The following is a 21291-nucleotide window of genomic DNA, read 5'->3' as shown; positions in this document are numbered from 1 at the left end:
CGGCGGGACCATCGAAAGGCAGGCAAGTGCTCTCTATTCACCAGCGGATCGCGGCAGAGCTCGACGTACGCGACGGGCAGGTGCAGGCAGCCGTCGATCTGCTCGACGGCGGCGCCACCGTGCCGTTCATCGCCCGATACCGCAAAGAGGCCACCGGCGCCCTCGACGACGCGCAACTGCGCACGCTGGAGGAGCGGCTGCGCTACCTGCGGGAGCTGGAGGAGCGCAGGACGGCGATCCTGGAGTCCATCGAGTCCCAGGGCAAGCTCACCGACGAGCTGCGCGAGCAGATCATGGCGGCCGAGACCAAGGCCAGGCTCGAGGACATCTACCTGCCCTACAAGCCCAAGCGGCGCACCAAGGCGCAGATCGCCCGCGAGCTGGGCCTGGAGCCGCTGGCCGACCAGCTCCTCGCCGACCCCACGCTCGACCCCACGGCGACGGCCGAGGGCTTCGTCACGGAGGGCGTCGCCGACACGGGCGCGGCCCTCGAAGGGGCCAGGGCCATCCTGATCGAGCGCTTCGCCGAGGACGCCGACCTCATCGGCGGGCTGCGCGAGCAGCTCTGGAGCCGCGGGCGGCTGGTGTCGAAGGTCCGGGAGGGCAAGGAGGAGGCGGGGGCCAAGTTCTCCGACTACTTCGAGTTCGGCGAGCCGTTCACGAAGCTGCCCTCGCATCGGATCCTGGCCATGTTCAGGGGCGAGAAGGAGGAGATCCTCTCCGTCACCCTGGAGCCCGACGACAGCCCCGACTACGAGTTCCGCATCGCCTCCCGGTTCGGCGTCTCCGACCAGGGCCGCCCGGCCGACAAGTGGCTGGGCGAGACCGTGCGCTGGGCCTGGCGCACCCGCATCCTCGTGCACCTCGGCATCGACCTGCGGATGCGGCTGTGGCAGGCGGCCGAGGAGGAGGCGGTGCGGGTGTTCGCGGCCAACCTGCGCGACCTGCTGCTCGCCGCCCCGGCCGGCACCCGGCCCACGATGGGCCTCGACCCGGGCCTGCGCACCGGTGTGAAGGTCGCCGTGGTGGACGCCACGGGCAAGGTCGTGGAGACCGCGACCATCTACCCCCACGAGCCCAAGCGGCAGTGGGCCCAGTCGCTGGCCGTGCTGGGCGCGCTCGCGCAGCGGCACGGCGTCGAGCTGATCGCCATCGGCAACGGCACGGCCTCCCGCGAGACCGACAAGCTGGCCGGCGAGCTGGTCGAGCACATGCCGTCGATCACCAAGATCGTCGTTTCCGAGGCCGGCGCCTCGGTCTACTCGGCCTCTCCCTACGCCTCCCAGGAGTTGCCCGAGCTCGACGTGTCGCTGCGCGGGGCGGTCTCCATCGCCCGGCGGCTGCAGGACCCGCTGGCCGAGCTGGTCAAGATCGACCCCAAGTCGATCGGCGTCGGCCAATACCAGCACGACCTGGCCGAGTCCAAGCTCTCCCGCTCGCTCGACGCGGTCGTCGAAGACTGCGTCAACGCGGTGGGGGTCGACGTCAACACGGCTTCGGCACCCCTGCTCACCCGCGTGTCGGGCATCGGCGCCACGCTGGCGGAGAGCATCGTCCGCCACCGCGACTCCAACGGCCCCTTCCGCACGCGTTCCGCGCTGAAGAGCGTGCCCCGGCTCGGCCCCAAGGCGTTCGAGCAGTGCGCGGGCTTCCTGCGCATCCCGGGCGGCGACGACCCGCTCGACGTGTCGAGCGTGCACCCGGAGTCCTACCCGGTGGTCCGGCGCATCCTGACCTCGGCCAAGACGGACCTCAAGTCGCTGATCGGCAACACCGCGGCGCTGCGCTCCCTCAAGCCGCAGGACTTCACCGACGAGACGTTCGGCCTGCCTACGGTCACCGACATCCTGCGCGAGCTGGAGAAGCCGGGCCGCGACCCGCGTCCCGCCTTCAAGACCGCCACCTTCAAGGAGGGCGTGGAGAAGATCTCCGACCTGACGCCCGGCATGATCCTGGAGGGCGTGGTCACGAACGTGGCCGCGTTCGGCGCGTTCGTGGACGTCGGCGTGCACCAGGACGGCCTGGTGCACGTTTCGGCCATGTCGCGCAACTACGTCAAGGATCCGCGTGACGTGGTCAAGCCGGGTGACATCGTCCGCGTGAAGGTCCTCGACGTCGACATCCCGCGCAAGCGCATCTCCCTGACCCTGCGCCTGGAGGACGAGACGACCGCCCAGCCCGGCGGCGAGTCCCCCCGCCGCGGCCCCGGCCGCCAGGCAGGCAACCGCGGGGACAGCCCTCGGGGCGACGGCCAGCAGCCCCGCGGCCAGGGCGCCCGCGGCGAAGGCGGCCGCACCGGCGGCGGCCGGGGCGAAGGCCAGCGTGGTGACGGCCAGCGCGGCGACGGGGCTCGGGGCGACGGGGCTCGGGGCGACGGGGCTCGGGGCGACGGCGGCCGCGGTAACGGCGGCCGCGGCCGGGGTGACGGCCAGCGCGGCGGGGACGCCGCCCAGCGTGGCCGCGGCGACGGGCAGCGCGGCGGCCAGCGCCGCCAGGACCGCCCCGCTCCGACGGGCGCGATGGCCGAGGCCCTCAGGAAGGCGGGCCTGGGCGGCGACAACCGATAGCACCGAAAGCGCGGCCCGGTCCGCCCCATCCGCCGGACCGGGCCGCTCCAGTCGGTCGACCGGGCCGCTCCATGCGCGCCAGCCCGCGAGTCTCGCCAAGGAGGCGGCGCACCAGCCCAGGGACCGACCCACCGGACCTGACCCACCGCAACCGGCGCCCCAGCTCGCGGATCGAGCCACCGGATCCGACCCACCACAGCCAGCGCCCCAGCCCACGGACTGAGCCACCGGACCTGACCCACCGCAACCGGCGCTCCAGCCCACGGGCTGAGCCCGTCACGTCCCACCCTCAACAGCCGGTGCACCAGATCCACGGGCCGAGCCGTCATGTCCCGCCCTCAACAGCCCGTGCATCGGCGCGCCGAGCCCCGACCGCGACGCAGCCGGGGCCGCCAGGAAGATGACAAGCGCGCAGCGGGCGCGACGGCCACCCAGCTGGGCCCGGCGGGCAGGCGGGTGCTCCGTCAGGGAAGCCCCGCGCGCCGAGAACTCGCCCCCATGGGCTCCGGGCCCGTACGTGTGCCGCGCCGACGGCCACGGGCGGGCCCTCGTCATACGCCGGGCGTGCAGCGCTCGGCGCGACCCGAAGCCCCACGCCACGCCCCACGTCTGGAGGGCCGACGCCATGCAGCGCCTCCCACTGCGCTGATCCCTCCTGGCGATACGGTCTAAGGGTGAGTACGACTGCGTTCGACACGGCGATCACTCAGGCCCGAGACCTGCTCAGGTGGCGTTCCCCGCTGCGGACGGAGCTCTGGGCCGCCCGGCTGGCGGCGGAGCTGGAGGCGGCCGGGGAGACGGAGGCGTTCCTGCGGCGGGCGGAGGAAGACGGGCGTCAGGAAGCGCGCCTCGCCCTCACCGCCCTGGCGGCGGTCGGCGCACTGGACGCACGAGACGCAGCGGCCCGGGAGCCCGAAGAACTGGCCCCGGAGTCCGGCGCACCGGCCCCGGACTCTGGACCACCGACCCCAGGGGCCGGGGAGGTGCTCGGGTGGATGCGGCGGATGGGCCGGGTGGTGTGCGAGGGGGCCTGGTACGGCAAGGCCGACCCCTACGGTGAGCAGGTCCTGGCGGTTCTGGCCTTCCGTTACGAGAACGGCAAGGAGCCCCACATCCTCGTCATCGGCATCGACCAGCCCCAGGGCGGCCTCGCCGTCGACGGCCTGGTGGAGGAGCTGAAGTTCCTCGACGACCTGGGCCTGCGGGAGGCGGAGCCGGGGGTGGTCGGGGGCCGGATCCTGGACGCGTTCGAGCTGGGCGAGACGGTCATGGGAGCGGCCGTGGCGGAGACGCTGCCCGCGATCCGCCCGCTGGCCGTCGCCCGCGCCCGGACCGTCCCCGGCCTCGTACGCGGCGCCCCCGACGAGACGCTGACCGAGTTCGAGGACGTGCCGGACCTGCCGGGGGCGCGGGAGGCGTTCGGGAAGCTGGCCGAGTTCGTCGGGAACCGGCCGCTGTGGTGGAGCCCGGGAAGGGTGCGGCAGTTCCTGACGTCGTGGCTGCCCCGCGAGGCGATCCTGTCGGAGGAGGCGATCGCCGCGATGCCCGAGGTGGTCCGGGCCTGGAGCCGCTACCGGGGCGACCAGCCGGCGGTGCTGCGCCAGATCGACGAGGACGCGCCCCGCCTGCCCGCGCTCATGGCCGACGACTCGCTGGCCGGGCTCGGCAAGCGGCTGGCCCGGAACCTCCCGGCCGACGACGCCTAGATCGCCCGGGCGAGCTGCGCCGACACGCTGGACAGCAGCATGTCGAGCGCCGTCGGGTACGCGCTGTCGTTCATCCGGGCGACCAGCAGCGGAGCCGTGGCCGCGATGTTGGGGTGCGTGCTGGCCGGCAGCCGCGCGTACGTGTCGCGCCACACCTCCTCGTCGGCCTCCCGCGCCGCCTTCGGCAGGGCCAGCGTGGCCGCGTCGAGGATGGCGAAGGCCAGGCTCTGGTCGATGAAGGCGTGGTAGATCCGTACGGCGTCGGCGTCGGCGAACCCCGCCCCGCGCACGATCCCGAGGATCGTCTCGTCGCCGGCCACCTCGTTCGGCCGCCCCGTGACCCGGCTGGCGGTGAGCACGGCGGCCTGCGGGTGGGCCAGGTACGCGTGGTGGATGCGCAGGCCGAGATCCCGCAGGTCGCCCCGCCAGTCCCCGCTGGGCCGCCAGTCCGCCATCGCGTGCCGGAACAGCTCGTCCGCGATCGCCAGGATGAGGTCGTCCATGCCCCGGAAGTACCGGTAGATCGTGCTCGCGTCGGCGCCGAGCGCGAGGCCGAGGCGGCGGGCGGTCAGCCCGGCGGCCCCGTGCTCGCGCAACATCCGCAGCGCGGTCTCCACGATGAGCCGGTGCGTCAGGACCTGCCCCTGTTTGGTGGGACGCCGCCGCCGGCGTGCCGCCTCCGCCACCACCCGCTTGGCCATGCAGCTCGCTCCTTATGCCAACGCCATTGACGTTGATGAGCCTACGGGCGTTTGATGAACGACAACAACCCCCCAAAAGCTGTCAAAAGGGGATTTATCGTCATGCGTATCCTTCTTGTGGGAGCCGGCGGCGTGGGAACCGCCATCACCCGGATCGCCGCCCGCCGCCCGTTCTTCGAGCACATGGTGGTCGCCGACTACGACCTTCCCCGCGCCAAGGCGGCCGTCGCCGCGCTGGGCGAGTCCGCCGGCCGGTTCACCCCGGTCAAGATCGACGCCGCCGACGCCGGGGCCGTCGCCGAGTTGCTGACCGAGCACCGCTGCGACGTCCTGCTCAACGCCACCGACCCGCGTTTCGTGCTGCCGCTGTTCGACGCGGCGCTCACGGCGGGGGCCGACTACCTCGACATGGCCATGTCCATGTCCAAGCCGCACCCCGACCGCCCGTACGAGGAGGTGGGCGTCATGCTGGGCGACGAGCAGTTCGCCCGCGCGCCCGAGTGGGCCACGAAGGGCAGGCTGGCGCTGGTCGGCATGGGCGTGGAGCCCGGCCTGGCCGACGTCTTCGCCCGCTACGCCGCCGACGAGCTGTTCGACGAGATCGAGGAGATCGGCATCAGGGACGGCGCGAACCTCACCGTCGACGGCTACGACTTCGCCCCCTCCTTCTCCATCTGGACCACCATCGAGGAGTGCCTCAACCCGCCGCTCATCTACGAGAAGGCCCGCGGCTGGTACACCACGGAGCCGTTCAGCGAGCCCGAGATCTTCGACTTCCCCGACGGGATCGGCCCCGTGGAGTGCGTGAACGTCGAGCACGAGGAAGTCGTGCTCGTGCCCCGCTGGATCCCGGCGCAGCGGGTGACGTTCAAGTACGGCCTCGGCGAGGAGTTCATCGGCACCCTGAAGACCCTGCACGCGCTGGGCGTCGACCGCACCGAGCCGGTCGCGGTCAGGACCGACCAGGGCACCGCCCGGGTGTCCCCGCGTGACGTGGTCGCCGCCGTGCTGCCCGACCCGGCCGAGCTCGGCGACCGCATGCACGGCAAGACCTGCGCCGGCACCTGGGTGAAGGGCGTCAAGGACGGGCAGGCGCGCGAGGTGTACCTCTACCACGTGGTGGACAACCAGTGGTCGATGCGCGAGTACGGCTCCCAGGCCGTGGTCTGGCAGACCGCGGTCAACCCGGTGATCGCCCTGGAGCTGCTGGCGAGCGGGGCCTGGACGGGCGCGGGCGTGCTGGGGCCGGAGGCGTTCGAGCCGCGGCCGTTCCTGGACCTCCTGGTCGAGTACGGCTCACCGTGGGGCATGCGCGAGCAGTGAGGGGGGCCGGGGACCACCGGTGAAACCGGGCACTGGATCATTGAGGTGCCGAGAACCGTACATCGGAGGAATCCCTTTGAGCATCGCCGACGATCCCGACCGCGCACCGGCCCGCTCCCATCTGTACGCCATGGGCATGTCGGAGGAGGAGATGCGCCGCCCTGTGGTCGGCATCGCCTCCACCTGGACCGGCACCATGCCGTGCAACCTGACCCACCGCGAGTTGGCCGCCCACGTGGCCGAGGGGGTGCGGGCGGCGGGCGGCCTGCCGATGGAGTTCAACACCATCGCGGTGTCCGACAACCTCACCATGCACACGCCCGGCATGCGCACGTCACTGATCAGCCGTGAGGTCATCGCCGACTCGATCGAGCTCATGGGCCGCGCGCACGGGTTCGACGCGCTGGTGGCGATCGTCGGCTGCGACAAGACCGTGCCCGCCGCGATCATGGCGCTGGCCCGGCTGGACGTGCCGTCGGTGGTCCTCTACAGCGGCAGCATGATGCCCGGCCGCTGGCGCGGGCGCGACGTCACCATCCAGGACATGTGGGAGGCGCTCGGCGAGCGCGAGGTCGGCCGGATGGACCAGGCCGACCTGGACGACCTGGCCAGGCACGCCTGCCCGGGCGCCGGCACCTGCGCCGCCCAGTACACCGCCAACACCATGGGCGCGGTCGCCGACTTCCTCGGCCTGGCGCCGTTCGGCGTGGGCGACATCCCCGCGGTGGCGGAGGAGAAGAACGCCGCGGCCCGACGCGTGGGCGAGATCGCCATGGAGGCGCTGGCCCGCGACGCCCGCCCCTCGCGCGTGCTCACCGAGGACGCCCTGCACAACGCGATCGTGTCGGTGGCGGCCATGGGCGGCTCCACGAACGCCGTCCTGCACCTGCTGGCCATCGCCCGCGAGGCGGGGCTGCCCCTGGAGATCGACCGGATCGGCGAGGTCTGCCGCGAGGTCCCGATCATCACCGGGCTCAAGCCCAGCGGCGGCGACCACACGGCGCTCGACCTGTGGCGGGCCGGCGGCACCTCGCTGGTGGTGCGCCGCCTGCTGGAAGCGGGGCTGCTGCGCGAGAACGTCACGCTGGTGGACGGCCGCACCCTCGCCGGCGTGGCGGCGGACGCGCGGGAGACGCCCGGCCAGCAGGTGGTGGCGAGCGCGGAGGAGCCGTTCAAGCGGCGCGGCGCGCTGGCCATCCTGCGCGGCTCGCTCGCGCCCGACGGCTGCGTGCTCAAACTGGGCGGCAAGGACGACTTCCGCCACGAGGGGCCAGCCAGGGTGTTCGACTCGGAGAACGACTGCTACGTCGCCATCCAGGAGGGCCGGATCGTGGCCGGCGACGTCATCGTGGTCCGGTACGAGGGCCCGGCGGGCGGCCCCGGCATGCGCGAGATGCTCTCGATCACCGGCCCCCTCGTCGGCCGGGGGCTCGGCTCCTCGGTGGCACTGGTCACCGACGGCCGCTTCAGCGGGGTCTCCCACGGGCTGGTGATCGGGCACGTGGCGCCGGAGGCGTACCACGGCGGGCCGATCGCGCTGGTGCACGACGGCGACACGGTGGTGATCGACAGCGCGGCCGGAACCCTCGACCTGCTGGTGCCGGAGGAGGAGCTGGCCCGCCGGCGGGCCGCGTGGCGCCGCCCGGACCGGGCGGTGGAGCGGGGGGTGCTGACCAAGTACGTGGCCACGGTCGGCTCCGCCGCCGACGGCGCGGTCACGGCCTGAGGCCCTGGATCGGACAGGTCGCGGGGACGGCTATGCTGCGCAGTGACGTTTCCCGTGCCCCTCACCTGAAGGAGACCTGCGCGATGTACAAGGAGTTCGCTGTCGAGGCCGTGATGTGGGTCGTCCCGGTCGTGGTGCTGATCGGGGTAGCGCTCCTCGTCACCGCGTGAGCGTCAGGGGCCGAGCCACGGCACGGCCCCTGCCCGCATCTCACCGGTAATGCCTGCATGGTGAACGGCCGGTAGCGGCCCTCTGGCAGGACCTCCCAGGTCCCGTGTCGCGCGTCTCCCGCCACCGGCCGTTCGGGGAGATCCAATCCCGTCCCCTGTTTCGGCGCCGTTTCCGTTCACGAAGCCCACGCCAGCAGCGGCCCCCCTTGCCTGAGCCGTCTCAACGCCTGCTTCTCCAGCTGCCGGATCCGCTCCCTGGTGAGACCGAGCTGCTCCGCGATCTCGGTGTAGCTCTGCGCCCGGTGACCGGCCAGGCCGTACCGGAGCCTGATCACGAACGCCTCCCGCGGCGGCAGCGTCGTGACCACCTGGTTCAGCTCGGCGCTGAGGGCGCGGAGCTCCGTGAGCTCCTGCACCTGCAGCCCGTCCTCGTCGGCGATCAGGTCGCCCATCCGGCCCTCGCCGTGCTCCCCCACCGGGATGTCCAGGCTGACCATCTCCTGGCCGAGCCGGCGTAACGCCGAGACCTGCTGAGGCGACCGCTCGGCCGCCTCGCCCAGCTCGGCGTCCGTCGGCTCGCGGCCCAGCTCGGCGGCGAGCTGCCGCTCGACCCGGATGAGCCGGGACAGCTCCTCCGCGACGTGGATCGGCAACCGCACGGTACGGCTCTTGTCGTGGATGCCGCGCTCGATGGCCTGCCGGATCCACCACATCCCGTACGTGGAGAACTTGTATCCCCGCGTGTAGTCGAACTTCTCGACCGCCCTGATCAGTCCGAGATTCCCCTCCTGGATGATGTCGAGCAGCGGCAGCCCCCGGTAGGAGTAGCGCCTGGCGGCGGCCACCACCAGCCGGAGGTTGGACCTGATCAGCAGGTCCTTGGCGCGCCGCCCGTCGAGTGCGACGCGTTCGAGTTCTGGCGTGCCCTCACCACGCTCGATCAGATGGCCCGCGTACAGGCCTGCCTCGATCCGCCGGGCGAGATCCACTTCGTCCGCGGCGGAGAGCAAGGGGGTCTTTCCGATCTGTTCGAGGTACGTACCGAGCAGATCGGGCTCATCGGCCGACATGCACGGGGACTACCCGGTAAACGGCGGCGAATTCCCCGGTTCGTTGAGTTCTGCGATGGCCAGCTCGGCCGTGGTGCGGATATCGAAGAACTTGTCCAGCGCCGTGATCGCGAACAGGTGCTTGCACCGGCCGTTGAGCCCGGACAGCAGCAGCCGCCCGCCGGAGGCGGTGACCGCCTTGTGCAGGTAGACCAGCACCGACAGGCCGGAGGAGTCGCAGACGCTGACCGCCTGCATGTCGATGACGAGCATCGGCGGCTGGGTGAGGTCGAGCGCCTTGGTGACGCGGTCGCGGACCTCCGCGGCGGAGCCGAAGTCGAAGTCCCCCGTCAGCCGCGCGATGACGCAGGGTCCCTGGAGCCCGAGGCTTATCGACAAGGCCTGCTCCGAAGTCACCCAGCTCCACCTACCCGCGTTGCTCACCCGATCCAACTACTTTACGAGAAGTAGCGCTTCGGGTTGAACACCAGCATCTGCTCAATCTGGTCATCGGTCACACCCGAGTCCAGCAGTGCGGCCAAGACATCGTCGTGAATGTGATCGTAGCGCCAGTTCGGCGCCAGCGTGCTTCGGGTCTCGTCCCAGGCACCGCCGAAATAGTCCATGAAGCAGGCCGTGTCGTGGCTCAGCACCATGCGATCGGCGTATCCCCGCTGGCAGAGCGCCGCGATCGTGGCCACGCGCTGCGCGGTCGGGTTGTAGACGTCCAGACCGAAACGGTCCATCCCGAGGATGGCGCCGGTGTCGGCCAGGCGCATGAGGTAGTCGAGGTCGTTGCTGTCGCCCGCGTGCCCGACGACCACCTTCGTGAGGTCGACCCCCTCCTTGGCGAACAGGTCGAGCGCGACGATCCCGCTGTTCTCCAGGGCGTTCGTGTGGACGGTGATCGGCGCGCCCGTCCGTACGTGCGCCCGCGCGACCGACCGGCAGATGCGCTCGACGCCGGGCGTGAGCGCCTTCGTCTCGACCGCGCACTTGAGGAAGGCCGCCTTCACCCCGGTGTCGGCGATGCCCTCGGTCAGGTCGCGGACGAAGTCGTCGATCATCGGGTCCGGGCCGTCGATGATCAGCCCGGGCCCGCGGAAGTTGTAGGTGTGGGGCATCTCCAGGTAGGCGTAGATGCCGGTGGCGACGATGATGTTGAGGCCGGGCACCTGCTCGGCGACCCGCTGGACGCGCGGGATGTGCCGGCCCAGCCCCCACACCGTCGGGTCGACGATCGTCCGCACGCCCTTCGCGGTCACCGCGTCGAGCTTGGTGACCGCGTCCGCCACCCGGTGTTCCTCGTCCCACCAGGCACCCTTGCCGTAGTTCTCCAGGTGCTCGGTGGCCACCACGAAGACGTGCTCGTGCATCAGCGTCTGCCCGAGCTCGTCGACGTCCACGGGGCCGCGAAGGGTCTCGACGGTGGGCATCCACGCCTCCATACCGGTCGGTCTGTCGGGCCAACCTAGGCGCCCGCACGAACCCCCGTCAACCGGCGCGCCGTGGGAGGAGCCGGGGAAACAGCGGCGCGGGCCGCGACAACCGCTCCCCGCCCACCGCCGCCGCCACGCGCGCCGCCGCTGTCGGCAGGAAGGGCTCCAGCTGTACGGCCAGCGCCCGGCAGGCGTGCACCAGCCTGCCCAGCGACGCCTCCTGCTCCCGTCGCGGCTGCTGCCACGGCCGGGTCCGCTCGATGTGCTTGTTGGCCGCCTCGACGATCTCCCACACGGCCAGCGCCGCCCGCCGGAAGTCGAAGGCCGCCAGCGCCTCGTCCACCCGAACCTCCACCAGCGGCTCACCGGCGGGCGGCACGTGGCCGTCCAGGAAGCGGCAGACCATGGTGGCGACCCGGTTGACCAGGTTCCCCAGGCCGTTGGCGAGGTCCTCGTCGTACCGGGCGACCAGCCGCGCCTCGGTGAAGTCGGCGTCGCCCACGCGCGGCACCTCGCGCAGCAGCCACCACCGCACGGCGTCGACCCCGTACGCAGCCACGAGCGCCGCCGGGTCGGCGCTGTTCCCCGACGACTTGCTGATCTTGCGCCCGCCGGCGGTGAGGTAGTCGTGCACGAAGATCGACGTGGGCAGCGGCCGCCCGGCGGACAGCAGCATCGCCGGCCAGTACACCGCGTGGAACCGGATCACCCCCTTGCCCATGAGGTGCACCTTGGCCGGCTCGCGGACCCACCAGCGCTCGTAGCCGCCGCCGTCGAGCGCGGTGATGTAGTTCGCCAGCGCGTCCCACCACACGTAGACCACCTGGTCGGGGTCGCCGGGCACCGGGATCCCCCACCCCCTGGCCCTCGTGGCCGACCGGGAGACGCTGATGTCGTCCAGCCCCGCCCCGACGAAGGCCAGCACCTCGTTGCGCCGCGCGGCGGGCTCGATCGTCAGCCGCCCGCTCCCGATGAGGTCGAGCAGCTCCTCCTGGTAGCGGGAGAGCCGGAAGAACCAGTTCTCCTCCGACACCCGCTGCAGCGGCGCCTCGTGCCCGTCCGGGCAGGGGCCCTCCGGGTAGAACTGCTCGCAGCCCACGCAGTAGAGCCCCTCGTAGTGGCGCTGGTAGAGGTCGTGCGCGGTCTCCCGCCAGATCCGCTCGACCCCGGCGCGGTGGCCGGGATGGGCGCTGGTCCTGACGAAGGAGTCGAAGGACAGGTCCAGCGTCCCCCGCAGCGCCTCGAACTCGGCCGCGTTCCGGTCCACCAGCTCCCGCACCGGCACGCCCTCGGCCTCGGCGGCCAGCACGTTCTTCAGCGAGTTGTCGTCGGTGCCGGTCTGGAACCGTACGGGCTCGCCGCGCCGCCGGTGGTGCCTGGCCAGCACGTCGGCCTGGACGAGCTCCAGCGCGAACCCGAGATGGGGCCGGGCGTTGACGTAGGGGATGGTCGTCGTGATGTACATCGGATGCCTCCCGAGGGGCCCCGGACACGACGAGAGGCCCCGGCTAGCAGGGCCTCAACGTGGACGTGCCGAGTGAAACCCCCTAGGGGGCCATCATCGCCAGGCACGTCGTCATGCGCCCATCGTACGCCTCCGGACCAGATAGATCACCACTCCGGCCGCGAACACCGCCAGCCCCGCCACCACCGACGCCACCGGCAGCGTGGCCGCCAGCAGCAGGCACAGCGCCAGCCCGACCACCGGGACGGCGCGGTGCGGCGCGCCCTCGTCGCGGCGCAGCGTGAAGGCGCTGGCATTGGCGATGGCGTAGTAGACCAGCACGCCGAACGAGGAGAACCCGATCGCCTCCCGCAGGTCGGCCACGAGCAGCAGGACGATCACGGCGCCGCCGACCGCGAGCTCGGCCCTCCTGGGCACCTGCCGCACCGGGTCCACGACGGCCAGCACGCCGGGCAGGTCCCGCTCGCGCGACATGGCCAGCACCGTGCGGGAGACGCCGAGCAGCAGCGCCAGCAGCGCGCCCAGCGCCGCCACCGCGGCCCCGGCCCCCACCACGGGCGCCAGCCAGCCGAACCCGGCCTCGCCGACCACGTCGGCCAGCGGCGCCTTGGCCGTGGCGAGCAGCTCGGGCTTGAGCGCGCGCAGCGCGGCCAGGGCGACCAGCGTGTAGACGACGAGCGTGATGCCGAGCGCGATGCTGACGGCCCGGGGAATGGTGCGGGCGGGGTCGCGCACCTCCTCGCCGAGGGTGGCGATCCTGGCATATCCGGCGAAGGCGAAGAACAGCAGCCCGGCTCCCTGCAACACCCCCCACATGTCGTACGACTGCGCGGGGGCCGCCACGTACGTGACGAACGACACCCTGTCATCGCCGAACAACCCGGCCACGATCACCACGGCCAGCACGGCCAGCACGAAGGCCACGATCACCCGGGCCAGGCCCGCCGAGCGCTGCACCCCGAACAGGTTGAGCAGCGTCAGCGCGGCCACCGCGGCGACGGCCAGCGGCCGCTCCAGCCCGGGCAGGACGTAGGCGCCGAACGTGAGGGCCATGGCCGCGCAGGAGGCGGTCTTGCCGACCGTGAAGCCCCAGCCCGCCAGGTAGCCCCACAGCGGGCCGAGCCGCCGCCGGCCGTAGACGTATGTGCCGCCCGACTCGGGATAGAGGGCGGCCAGGCGGGCCGAGGAGGTGGCGTTGCAGTAGGCCACGACCGCGGCGAGGGCGAGCGACAGCAGCAGCCAGTGGCCCGCGGCCGCGGCGGCGGGGGCGAAGGCGGCGAACACCCCCGCGCCGATCATCGCGCTCAGCCCCACGACCACCGCGTCGGTGGTCCCCAGCCGCCGCGCCAGCTCCTCCGGCAACGCTTCCGCCCCCTCTCGCACACCCAGGAGGCACCCACTCTGCCGCACGCGGCCGACAGTCCGCACCAACGGCCAGGTGAACGCTCGGGTGGAGCTACTCGGCGCGCTTCTCCGGGGCGGGGACCACCAGGACCGGCCGGTGGGCGTGGTGCAGCACCCGGTCCGACGTGCTGCCGAGCAGCAGCGAGCGCACCCCGCCCAGCCCTCTGGTGCCGGTCACGATGAGCTCGGCCGCCAGCTCGTCGGCCACGTCCACGATCGTCGACCAGACGGCCACGGAGTCCACGTCGCAGCGGGGCGTCGCGTCCAGGCCCTCCTGCCGGGCCAGCTCCGCGCCGTGCTGGGCCAGCTCCCGCATCGCCTGCCCGATCGCCTCGTCCTCGACTCCCGACTGGTCGATGGCCACCATGAGCCCGGCCGAGGCCCTGGTCGAGGTCATCGCCACCCGCTCCCACACCGTCAGCACGACCGCGGGCCTGCCGCGGAACATCCGGCCCGCGAAGGCGATCGCGGCCTTGGCGTCGTCGGAACCGTCGTACGCGATCAGAATCGTCATCTCAGCCACTCCCAAGAGGTAGGGGTAGGGGACCTACCTCTTTCCTGAGCAGCGGGTTTCACGCCTGGCGACGCGTCAGGCCAGGGCCGGCGCCACGCCCCGCCGGGCCGACGGCCTGAGCATCGACAGCCCGGCCAGCGCCAGCACGCCCAGCTCGGTGACGACCACGGCCCGCTGGGTCAGGCCCGCCGGGATGTCGTCGTTGGTCAGCGGGATGCCGAACATGCGCACCACGTACGGGATCACGACCAGCAGCAGCGCGCCCAGGGCCAGCCCGCTGAGGATCCGCACCGCCTTCGCGTACCGGATCCGGGCCCTGGCCAGCAGCAGCCCCGCCACCGGCATCACCAGGAAGGCGGCGAAGGCGGCGTAGCGGTGGATGCCGCCCGACATCGACAGCGGCACCCCGGGACGGTCGGTGGGGAAGGCCCCGATCAGGAACATGCTCACCCCCCACGCCAGCAGCAGCGCGACGATCCAGCGGCTCATGCCGGCCCGGCGCAGCGCCTCGGCGATCAGCGCGGAGCCCACGGCGAACAACGTCAGCGAGGCGGGCAGCAGCCAGCCGGCCGACTGCCAGACGTACTCGCTGATCACACTGTGCAACGGGTCCAGGTCCGATCCGGCGTGCAAAGTGAGCATGGCGCCGGTGCCGGCGCCGATGGCCGCGAACCCACTGACGAGCAATTCCTTCATGCCTCAAAGCTCGTGGAACGCGAGCTTTGCGAACATCGGAGATCGGCCCGAACCGGCCCTGAAGGAACCCCTAATACCTTGGTCTGGGACTTCCCTGAGATGGGCCGCCCACCTGCGCGTTCGTGACCCTGGGTAGGGTCTGCCCCCTCAGGGTGGGGGTGGTGGGCCGCCCCGGATTTGACTTAGAGCGCACTCGAAGGGTGAACCTGGACGCATGACGATCCAGGAGGCCGCGCAGCGGTCGGGCCTGAGCGCTCACACGCTGCGCTACTACGAGCGTATCGGGCTCATCCACTCCGTCGGCCGCAACAGCAGCGGGCACCGCGACTACGCCGAGAGCGACCTCCGGTGGCTGGACTTCCTCACCAAGCTGCGCACGACCGGCATGCCGATCGCCGACATGTGCCGCTACGCGGAGCTGCGGCGCAAGGGCGAGGAGACCTCGGACGAGCGCCGGGAGATGCTGGAGCTGCACCGGGAGCGCGTCCGGTCCAGGATCGCCGAGCTCACCCAGGACCTGAAGGTGCTGGACACGAAGATCGACTCGTACAGGGGGCTTTCATGAACAGGCGCACGCTGGGCAAGGACGGGCTCCAGGTCTCGGCTCTCGGTCTCGGCTGCATGGGCATGTCCGAGTTCTACGGCCAGGGCGACGAGAAGGAATCTATCGCCGTCATTCACCGCGCCCTCGACCTTGGCATGAATTTTCTGGACACCGCTGACATGTACGGCAAGGGGGCCAACGAGGAGCTGGTCGGCCGGGCCACCAAGGACCGCCGCGGCGAGGTGGTGCTGGCCACCAAGTTCGGCATCAAGCGCGAGGGCGGCACCCGTACGGTCGAGAACAACCCTGAGTACATCAGGGCCGCCTGCGACGCCTCCCTCCGGCGCCTCGGCGTGGACCACATCGACCTCTACTACATGCACCGCCGCAACCCCGACGTGCCCGTCGAGGAGTCGGTCGGGGCCATGGCGGAGCTGGTCCGCGCCGGCAAGGTGGGCCACCTCGGCCTGTCGGAGGTGAGCGCGGACACCCTGCGCAGGGCCTCCTCCGTGCACCCGATCGCGGCCCTGCAGAGCGAGTACTCGCTGTTCACCAGGGGCCTGGAGGCGGAGATCCTCCCGACGGCCAGGGAGCTGGGGATCGGGCTGGTCGCGTACTCGCCGATCAGCCGCGGCCTGCTCTCGGCCACGATGCCGAGCGCCGAGGAGCTGCCCGCCGACGACTTCCGGCGCCACATGCCGCGCAACACGGGCGAGAACGCCGAGCACAACAGGGCGCTGGCGGCCGAGGTGAAGAAGGTCGCCGACGACGCCGGCCTCACGGCGGCCCAGATCTCCCTGGCCTGGCTGCTGGCCCAGGGCGAGGACATCGTGCCGATCCCGGGCACGAAGCGGCTGAAATATCTGGAGGAGAACGCCGCCGCGGCCGACGTGACACTGACGCCGGAACAGCTCGACGCGCTGGTGACCGCCGTGCCCGCGGACGCCGTGCGCGGGCCCCGCTACCCCAGCATGGGAGAGGTCGAGCTCTGACCGCTCACCGCTCGTGCCGGTGGGCGTCGAAGTAGACGCGGATCGAGGTCGTGCCGGCCCGGGTGTGGATGCGTACGAGATCGCTGAGGAGGTTGACGATCAGCAGGCCGCGCGAGCCCGCGTCGCGCGGATCGACCGGCCTGCGGCCCACCAGCGGGTCGGTGATGTGGCCGGAGTCGCTGATCTCGCAGACCAGCCGGCTGCCCTCGGCCCACACCCGGAGCAGGCCCGACCCGCCGCCGTGATCGAGGCTGTTGGCGCCGAGCTCGGCCACCGCCAGCCGGATGTCGTCGAGGCGGTCACCGTCGAACCCCATCACGGCGGCCTCCTGGGCCGCCAGGATCCGCACCGCCGACAGGTTGGTGTGGTCGAAGCGCAGCGAGACGCTCTTCTCCGGCTCGTCGAGCGGCCGGTTGTGCCCGTCGACCACCAGCTCGGGCGCGTAGTCGGCGCTCGCCCACTCCCCCGAGACGTCGCGTAGCACGGGATGGGTCCGCGCCGCCTCGCCGATGACCTCCGCGGTCAGGTTCACGGCGTCGTACGGGCACAGGATCGTCACCCTCCGGCCGGTGAACGACAGGTTGATCAGCGCCTCGTGCTGGGCGCAGGCGGGATATTCGGTCGCGGTGCGGCCGGGCCAGATCGGCTCGCCGATGATCCGCACGTGGTGGTCGGGATGCCGGTCGGCGAAGGCGCGCAGCACGCCGGGGATGATCCGCCCGGGGTTGCGCCCGGCCTCCGTCATGTCGAGCAGGAGCACGTCACCGGCCGCCCGGCCGAGCGCGGCCGCGATCAGCGCCAGATTCGCGCCGGGGACGGCGACCGCGACGGGCTCGCCCGCGGCCAGCCCCGCGCGGATGAATGCCGTGGTGGCAGCCACGTATTCCCGGTCGCCCCGATAGAAGAGCGCCGGGTGAACGAACGGTTCTGCCAGCATCAGCCCTCACGCTACCCAAGGACGATGACTTCAAGGCAATCCTCTGGGTACCTAATATGTTGTGAAGAGAGTCCAGGTCATCCGCCGCCCCCGCCCCGGACCCCGTCAGATCCCGCTCGATCTCCGCACGCCTTCCGGCCGCCGCCTCCCGTTCTGAGCGCCACGAACCTATGCTCAGGACATGTCGGAATTGCAGATGCGGGTCTCCGAGGAGGACCGGGAGCGCACCGCGCAGCAGCTGCAGCGCGCGTTCGCCGAGGGCCGCCTCAACCAGCTGGAGCTCGAGGACCGGCTCGAGATCGCCCTGACCGCGAAGACCTACGGCGACCTGCTGGGCCTCATCGACGACCTGCCTGTTGATCAGGCCCAGGTCAACGACGTGGTCGAGCTGGAGTCCAAGAACGGCAACCTCAAACGCTCGGGCGACTGGGCCGTGCCCAGGAAGCTGCGGGTGAGCTCGAAATACGGCAGCGTCGAGCTCGACCTGTCCGAGGCCGTCGTCTCCCATCCGGTCGTCGACATCGAGCTCGACCTCACCTACGGCTCCGCCAAGATCATCCTGCCCGAGGGCGCGGTGGCGAACGTGGACGCGTTCCAGAGCGACTGGGGCAGCACCACCACCTCGGACGTGCCGAGCAGGCCGCGGCCCGGCGCCGTCAACGTGGTGATCAGCGGGCGGGCGAAATACGGCGGGCTCACCGTGCGCTACCCGCGCAAGCGCTGGTTCACCCACTGATGGAACAGGGAGATGTGGTGCTCGCTGGGCACGAGCACCCCGCCCTCCCGGTAGGCCCGTGACGACATGCCCGGCTGGGTCCGCTCGCAGGCGTCGAAGTCCTGCTCGTTGACCCGGTGGAACAGCTCGACCGACAGCGACACGTCGGCCCCCGAGGCGACCACGTCGGGGTGGTAGAGCCAGTCGCACTCCACCACGGTCCGGTCCACGGCCATGGGGAACATCCGGTGCAGGATCACGTGGTCGGGCACCAGGTTGACGAACACCTGGGGCTTGACGGTGATCGCGTAATAGCGGCGGTCCTGGTCCTGGGACACGCCGGGCAGCCTGCCGAACCCGGGGCTGCCGTCCACCGTGAACCCCTCGGCCCGCTCGGCGAACTCGGCGCCGTGGCCGACGTAGTACTGCGCCGCGTACCCGCCCGCGAACTCCGGCAGCACGGCGGTCAGCTCCGGGTGGATGGTCGCGCAGTGGTAGCACTCCATGAAGTTCTCGACGAGCAGCTTCCAGTTGGCCTTGACGTCGTAGACGATGCGGCGGCCGAGGGCCAGCTCGTCCACGTGGTAGTGCTCGATGGCGGCGGGGTCGCCGAGGCGCTCGGTGGCCGCGTACGTCACGCTCTCCTCGAACGAGGGCGGCTCCGCGGCCAGGCACACCCAGGCGTAGCCGAGCCACTCGCGCAGGTGCACGGGGACCAGCCCGTGCTCCACGCGGTCGACGTCCGGCATCTTGGCAAGGTTGGGCGCGGCGGCCAGCCGGCCGTCGAGGTCGTAGGACCAGGCGTGGTACGCGCACCTGATCGTCCTCCTGACCTCGCCCGCCTCCTCCAGGCACAACCGGGCGCCACGGTGCCGGCAGACGTTGAGGAAGGCCCGCAGGCGGCCGTCGCGCCCGCGCACGACGATCACGCTCTCCCTGCCGATCTGGACCGTCCTGAACGCGCCCGGCTTCGGCACGTCCCCGGCCCTGACCGCGCAGAACCAGAGAGTTTCGAAGATCTTGGCCTGTTCCTCGGCGAAGATCTCCGGGTCGGTGTAGGAGCGGCCGGGAAGGGTGGAGATCAAGCTCGACGTGGTGGTCAACCGACACCCCTTGTTGCGTATTACGCACCGAGTTGCTCTATATGCGACATCGTCAGACGGCCTCAGGGGGCTGTCAAGAGGTAGTTGCTGTACCGGCGGAGCATGGCCGCGTACATCTTGCTCATGGGCCCGTCGGGCAGCAGCCCCGCGATCGGCCGCTGCATGTCGGTGAGCTCGGTCCCGGCCAGCCGGGACGGCCGGCGGGCCACCTTCGACCGGGCGCGCTCGTAAACCCGCAGGTCGCCGATCGACCGGCAGAGCAGCCAGGCATCCTCCAGCGCCTGGTTGGCGCCCTGGGCCATGGTGGGCGGCATGGTGTGCGCGGAGTCGCCGGCCAGCGTGGTCGGGCCCTTGCCCCAGACGGCGGGGATCGGCTGCCGGTGGTGCGGGAAGAAGTCGACGTCCGTGAGCGTGTCCAGGATGCCGCGCACCGGCTCCGCCCAGCCGCCGAACCGCTCGCGCAGCCGGTCGACCACGTCCGGGTCGTCGGCCCAGAACGGCCGGCCGGGCGCCGACCTGACGTCGAACCACCACAGCAGCCGCCCCCGGCCCGCCGGGATCAGCCCGCACAGGCCCTTCCCGCCGGCGATCATCACGGCCCTGCGCTCCTCGGTCAGCGCGGTGGGCATGGTCGTGAACCCCTGCCAGGTGACGAACGGGCTCAGCCGGGCCCGGTCGTCGCCCCACAGGGCCGCGCGCACCACGGAGCGGCGGCCGTCGGCGCCCACGAGCACGTCGCCCCGCACCGTACGGCCGTCGGCCAGGCGCACCTCGGCCCGCTCGGGCACCACGTGCTCGACCCGCGCCCCGTACGTCACCGGCACGCCGTCGGCGAGCAGCTCGACCAGCTCGTGCCGGGCCACGTGCACGACCGGGTGGCCGTAGCGGCGCTCGGCCACGGTCAGGTCCAGGGTGAGCAGCCGCCGCCCGTCGGCGGCCCACGACTCCAGGGTCTCCAGCCGGCGCCCGACGCCGGTGTAGTCGGCCTTGAGGTCCTCCAGGATGCCCGTGCTGCCGGGCCAGAGCGTGACGGAGCCACCGGCCGTACGCAGCTCGGGTGCCTCCTCGTACACCTCGGCCTCGTGGCCCGCGTTGAGCAGGCCGCGCGCCAGGGCGAGCCCCGCGACGCCCGCGCCGACGACGATTACTCTCATTACGACCCCTGATATTGAGACTCGGGATATCAGATACTAGGAGTATCACAATGTCTGCGCGCGGCCGCAAGCCCGACCCCACGGTGGACCACCGCATCAGGCAGGCCGCGGCCGGGCTGGTGCTGTCCCACGGCCTCGACTTCACCATGGACGACGTCGCCGCAGCCGCGGGCGTGGGCCGGGCGAGCGTGTTCCGCCGATACGGCAGCAAACGCGACATGCTGCTGGAAACCCTCGGTGGCATCATGAACACGCACGTCGCCATCCCCGACACCGGCTCGCTGGAGGGCGACCTGCGCGTGGTGGTCGCCGACACGCTCGCCCTCTGGCACGTCCCGGGGGTGTCCCGCATGGCCAAACAGGTGTACGCCGAGGCCGGCCGGGACCCCGCGGTCGCCGAGATCATCCGCACCAGCATGCGCACCCGGATGGAACGGTCGTGGGTCGTCTACGAGCGCGCGATCGAGCGCGGCGAATTGCCCCCTAATGCAGACCTATGGCTACTCACGGATATGTTCGCCGGTTTCGTTGCCTACCGGGGGCTCCTGGATCTTCCGCTGCCGGAACCGGAAGAGATTGTGCAGGTCCTGCTGCACGGCTTTACGCCGGCTTGATACCCGTGGTGTTACTGGGGTGCAAGCGACGGTCAAGTTGAGGCCCATAATGTTCCCTTCGTTCGCTAAACCTACGAAGGGCACGGAACATGACACCCCCTCGTCGTCGCCTGGCCGTCGCGGCCGCGACGCTGACTCTTGCCGTCCTCACCACCGCCTGTGGTGCGATCGGCCAGGCCGTTGACTGCAACACCGCCGCAACCGAGGCGAGCAAGATCGCGACCGATTGGAGCACCGCGGTCACCAAGGACGCCGGCGACACCAAGGCCGTGCAGACGGCGTCGAAGACGGCGGCCGACAAGACGAAGGAGCTCGCGGGCAAGTACGACGGCGAAGTCGCCGCCGCGCTGAACGACCTCGCCGACGGCTTCGCGTCCATGGAGGGTGGGGACCTCAGCAGCGTGAGCGAGTTCAGCGGCAAGGTGAACGGCTTCACCAGCAAGATCACTTCCGCCTGCTCCTAGTGAGCCCG

Annotated in this window: 21 protein-coding genes; 10 read left to right on the top strand and 11 right to left on the bottom strand. The window is 71.5% G+C overall.

The features are described 5' to 3' along the window. Positions 1-26 precede the first annotated feature (26 nt). A complete protein-coding gene (locus tag ACTWPW_RS04220) occupies positions 27-2567 on the top strand; it encodes a Tex family protein (RefSeq protein WP_443167991.1) in 2541 nt (846 codons plus the stop codon). Positions 2568-3241: 674 nt separating this feature from the next. Further along, on the top strand, positions 3242-4273 hold the full coding sequence (locus ACTWPW_RS04215) for a hypothetical protein (RefSeq protein WP_443167990.1): 1032 nt from the start codon (positions 3242-3244) through the stop codon (positions 4271-4273). Here ACTWPW_RS04215 and ACTWPW_RS04210 read toward each other — a convergent pair. After that, positions 4270-4974 carry a TetR/AcrR family transcriptional regulator gene (locus ACTWPW_RS04210; protein WP_375111147.1) on the bottom strand — a complete coding sequence of 235 codons (705 nt, stop codon included), beginning with the start codon at positions 4972-4974 and terminating at the stop codon, positions 4270-4272. The genes ACTWPW_RS04215 and ACTWPW_RS04210 overlap by 4 nt on opposite strands. Before the next feature lie 102 nt (positions 4975-5076). Here ACTWPW_RS04210 and ACTWPW_RS04205 point away from each other — a divergent pair, with 102 nt between their 5' ends. From ACTWPW_RS04205 to ACTWPW_RS04195, 3 genes are all read left to right on the top strand, one after another. Further along, positions 5077-6297 (top strand): saccharopine dehydrogenase family protein, encoded by a 1221-nt coding sequence (locus ACTWPW_RS04205; protein ID WP_443167989.1) that lies wholly within the window; start codon positions 5077-5079, stop codon positions 6295-6297. A gap of 76 nt (positions 6298-6373) precedes the next feature. Then, entirely contained in the window at positions 6374-8023 is a 1650-nt protein-coding gene (gene ilvD, locus ACTWPW_RS04200) for a dihydroxy-acid dehydratase (RefSeq protein WP_443167988.1), read from the top strand. A gap of 32 nt (positions 8024-8055) precedes the next feature. Continuing rightward, positions 8056-8193 carry a hypothetical protein gene (locus ACTWPW_RS04195; protein WP_375111150.1) on the top strand — a complete coding sequence of 46 codons (138 nt, stop codon included), beginning with the start codon at positions 8056-8058 and terminating at the stop codon, positions 8191-8193. A gap of 176 nt (positions 8194-8369) precedes the next feature. Here ACTWPW_RS04195 and ACTWPW_RS04190 read toward each other — a convergent pair whose 3' ends face one another. From ACTWPW_RS04190 to ACTWPW_RS04160, 7 genes are all read right to left on the bottom strand, one after another. Beyond that, positions 8370-9263, bottom strand: coding sequence for a sigma-70 family RNA polymerase sigma factor (locus ACTWPW_RS04190; RefSeq protein ID WP_375111151.1), 894 nt, complete (start codon positions 9261-9263; stop codon positions 8370-8372). Between the two features lie 9 nt (positions 9264-9272). Next, positions 9273-9659: an STAS domain-containing protein gene (locus tag ACTWPW_RS04185; protein ID WP_364115673.1), complete on the bottom strand. Its 387-nt coding sequence runs from the start codon at positions 9657-9659 to the stop codon at positions 9273-9275. A 41-nt stretch (positions 9660-9700) separates the two neighbouring features. Beyond that, complete coding sequence (locus ACTWPW_RS04180; protein ID WP_375111152.1) at positions 9701-10678, bottom strand: phosphotriesterase family protein; 978 nt, start codon at positions 10676-10678, stop codon at positions 9701-9703. A gap of 58 nt (positions 10679-10736) precedes the next feature. Continuing rightward, complete coding sequence (gene metG / locus ACTWPW_RS04175) at positions 10737-12146, bottom strand: methionine--tRNA ligase (protein ID WP_443167987.1); 1410 nt, start codon at positions 12144-12146, stop codon at positions 10737-10739. Between the two features lie 111 nt (positions 12147-12257). Beyond that, positions 12258-13535, bottom strand: coding sequence for an APC family permease (locus ACTWPW_RS04170; protein WP_443168026.1), 1278 nt, complete (start codon positions 13533-13535; stop codon positions 12258-12260). Positions 13536-13602: 67 nt separating this feature from the next. After that, entirely contained in the window at positions 13603-14064 is a 462-nt protein-coding gene (locus ACTWPW_RS04165; protein WP_375111154.1) for a universal stress protein, read from the bottom strand. A gap of 75 nt (positions 14065-14139) precedes the next feature. Beyond that, a complete protein-coding gene (locus ACTWPW_RS04160; RefSeq protein WP_364115659.1) occupies positions 14140-14760 on the bottom strand; it encodes a DUF998 domain-containing protein in 621 nt (206 codons plus the stop codon). Positions 14761-14974: 214 nt separating this feature from the next. Between ACTWPW_RS04160 and ACTWPW_RS04155 the strand changes: the two genes are divergently transcribed. Together ACTWPW_RS04155 and ACTWPW_RS04150 are read left to right on the top strand one after the other, a co-directional pair. Further along, the gene (locus ACTWPW_RS04155; protein ID WP_375111155.1) at positions 14975-15325 is read left to right on the top strand and encodes a MerR family transcriptional regulator; all 351 of its coding nucleotides are present in this window, start codon (positions 14975-14977) and stop codon (positions 15323-15325) included. Further along, on the top strand, positions 15322-16296 hold the full coding sequence (locus ACTWPW_RS04150; protein WP_443167986.1) for an aldo/keto reductase: 975 nt from the start codon (positions 15322-15324) through the stop codon (positions 16294-16296). The genes ACTWPW_RS04155 and ACTWPW_RS04150 overlap by 4 nt, the downstream gene beginning before the upstream one ends. Positions 16297-16300: 4 nt before the next feature. On the opposite strand, the gene ACTWPW_RS04145 is transcribed toward ACTWPW_RS04150, so the two are convergent. Next, positions 16301-17233 carry an anti-sigma factor RsbA family regulatory protein gene (locus tag ACTWPW_RS04145; protein WP_375111157.1) on the bottom strand — a complete coding sequence of 311 codons (933 nt, stop codon included), beginning with the start codon at positions 17231-17233 and terminating at the stop codon, positions 16301-16303. A 181-nt stretch (positions 17234-17414) separates the two neighbouring features. On the opposite strand from ACTWPW_RS04145, the gene ACTWPW_RS04140 reads away from it, so the two are divergent. Continuing rightward, positions 17415-17969 carry a DUF1707 SHOCT-like domain-containing protein gene (locus ACTWPW_RS04140; protein ID WP_375111158.1) on the top strand — a complete coding sequence of 185 codons (555 nt, stop codon included), beginning with the start codon at positions 17415-17417 and terminating at the stop codon, positions 17967-17969. Here ACTWPW_RS04140 and ACTWPW_RS04135 read toward each other — a convergent pair. Beyond that, positions 17939-19051: an aromatic ring-hydroxylating oxygenase subunit alpha gene (locus tag ACTWPW_RS04135; protein ID WP_443167985.1), complete on the bottom strand. Its 1113-nt coding sequence runs from the start codon at positions 19049-19051 to the stop codon at positions 17939-17941. The two genes, ACTWPW_RS04140 and ACTWPW_RS04135, sit on opposite strands and share 31 nt — an antisense overlap. A 62-nt stretch (positions 19052-19113) precedes the next feature. Further along, the gene (locus ACTWPW_RS04130; protein WP_443167984.1) at positions 19114-20205 is read right to left on the bottom strand and encodes an FAD-dependent oxidoreductase; all 1092 of its coding nucleotides are present in this window, start codon (positions 20203-20205) and stop codon (positions 19114-19116) included. A gap of 50 nt (positions 20206-20255) precedes the next feature. On the opposite strand from ACTWPW_RS04130, the gene ACTWPW_RS04125 reads away from it, so the two are divergent. Then, a complete protein-coding gene (locus ACTWPW_RS04125; protein WP_375111161.1) occupies positions 20256-20819 on the top strand; it encodes a TetR-like C-terminal domain-containing protein in 564 nt (187 codons plus the stop codon). An 89-nt stretch (positions 20820-20908) separates the two neighbouring features. Further along, on the top strand, positions 20909-21283 hold the full coding sequence (locus ACTWPW_RS04120) for a hypothetical protein (protein WP_375111162.1): 375 nt from the start codon (positions 20909-20911) through the stop codon (positions 21281-21283). Positions 21284-21291: the final 8 nt, after the last annotated feature.

The organism is Nonomuraea sp. KM90 (assembly GCF_052246675.1).
Lineage (GTDB): Bacteria > Actinomycetota > Actinomycetes > Streptosporangiales > Streptosporangiaceae > Nonomuraea.
This window is presented reverse-complemented; position numbering and strand designations above follow the sequence as displayed.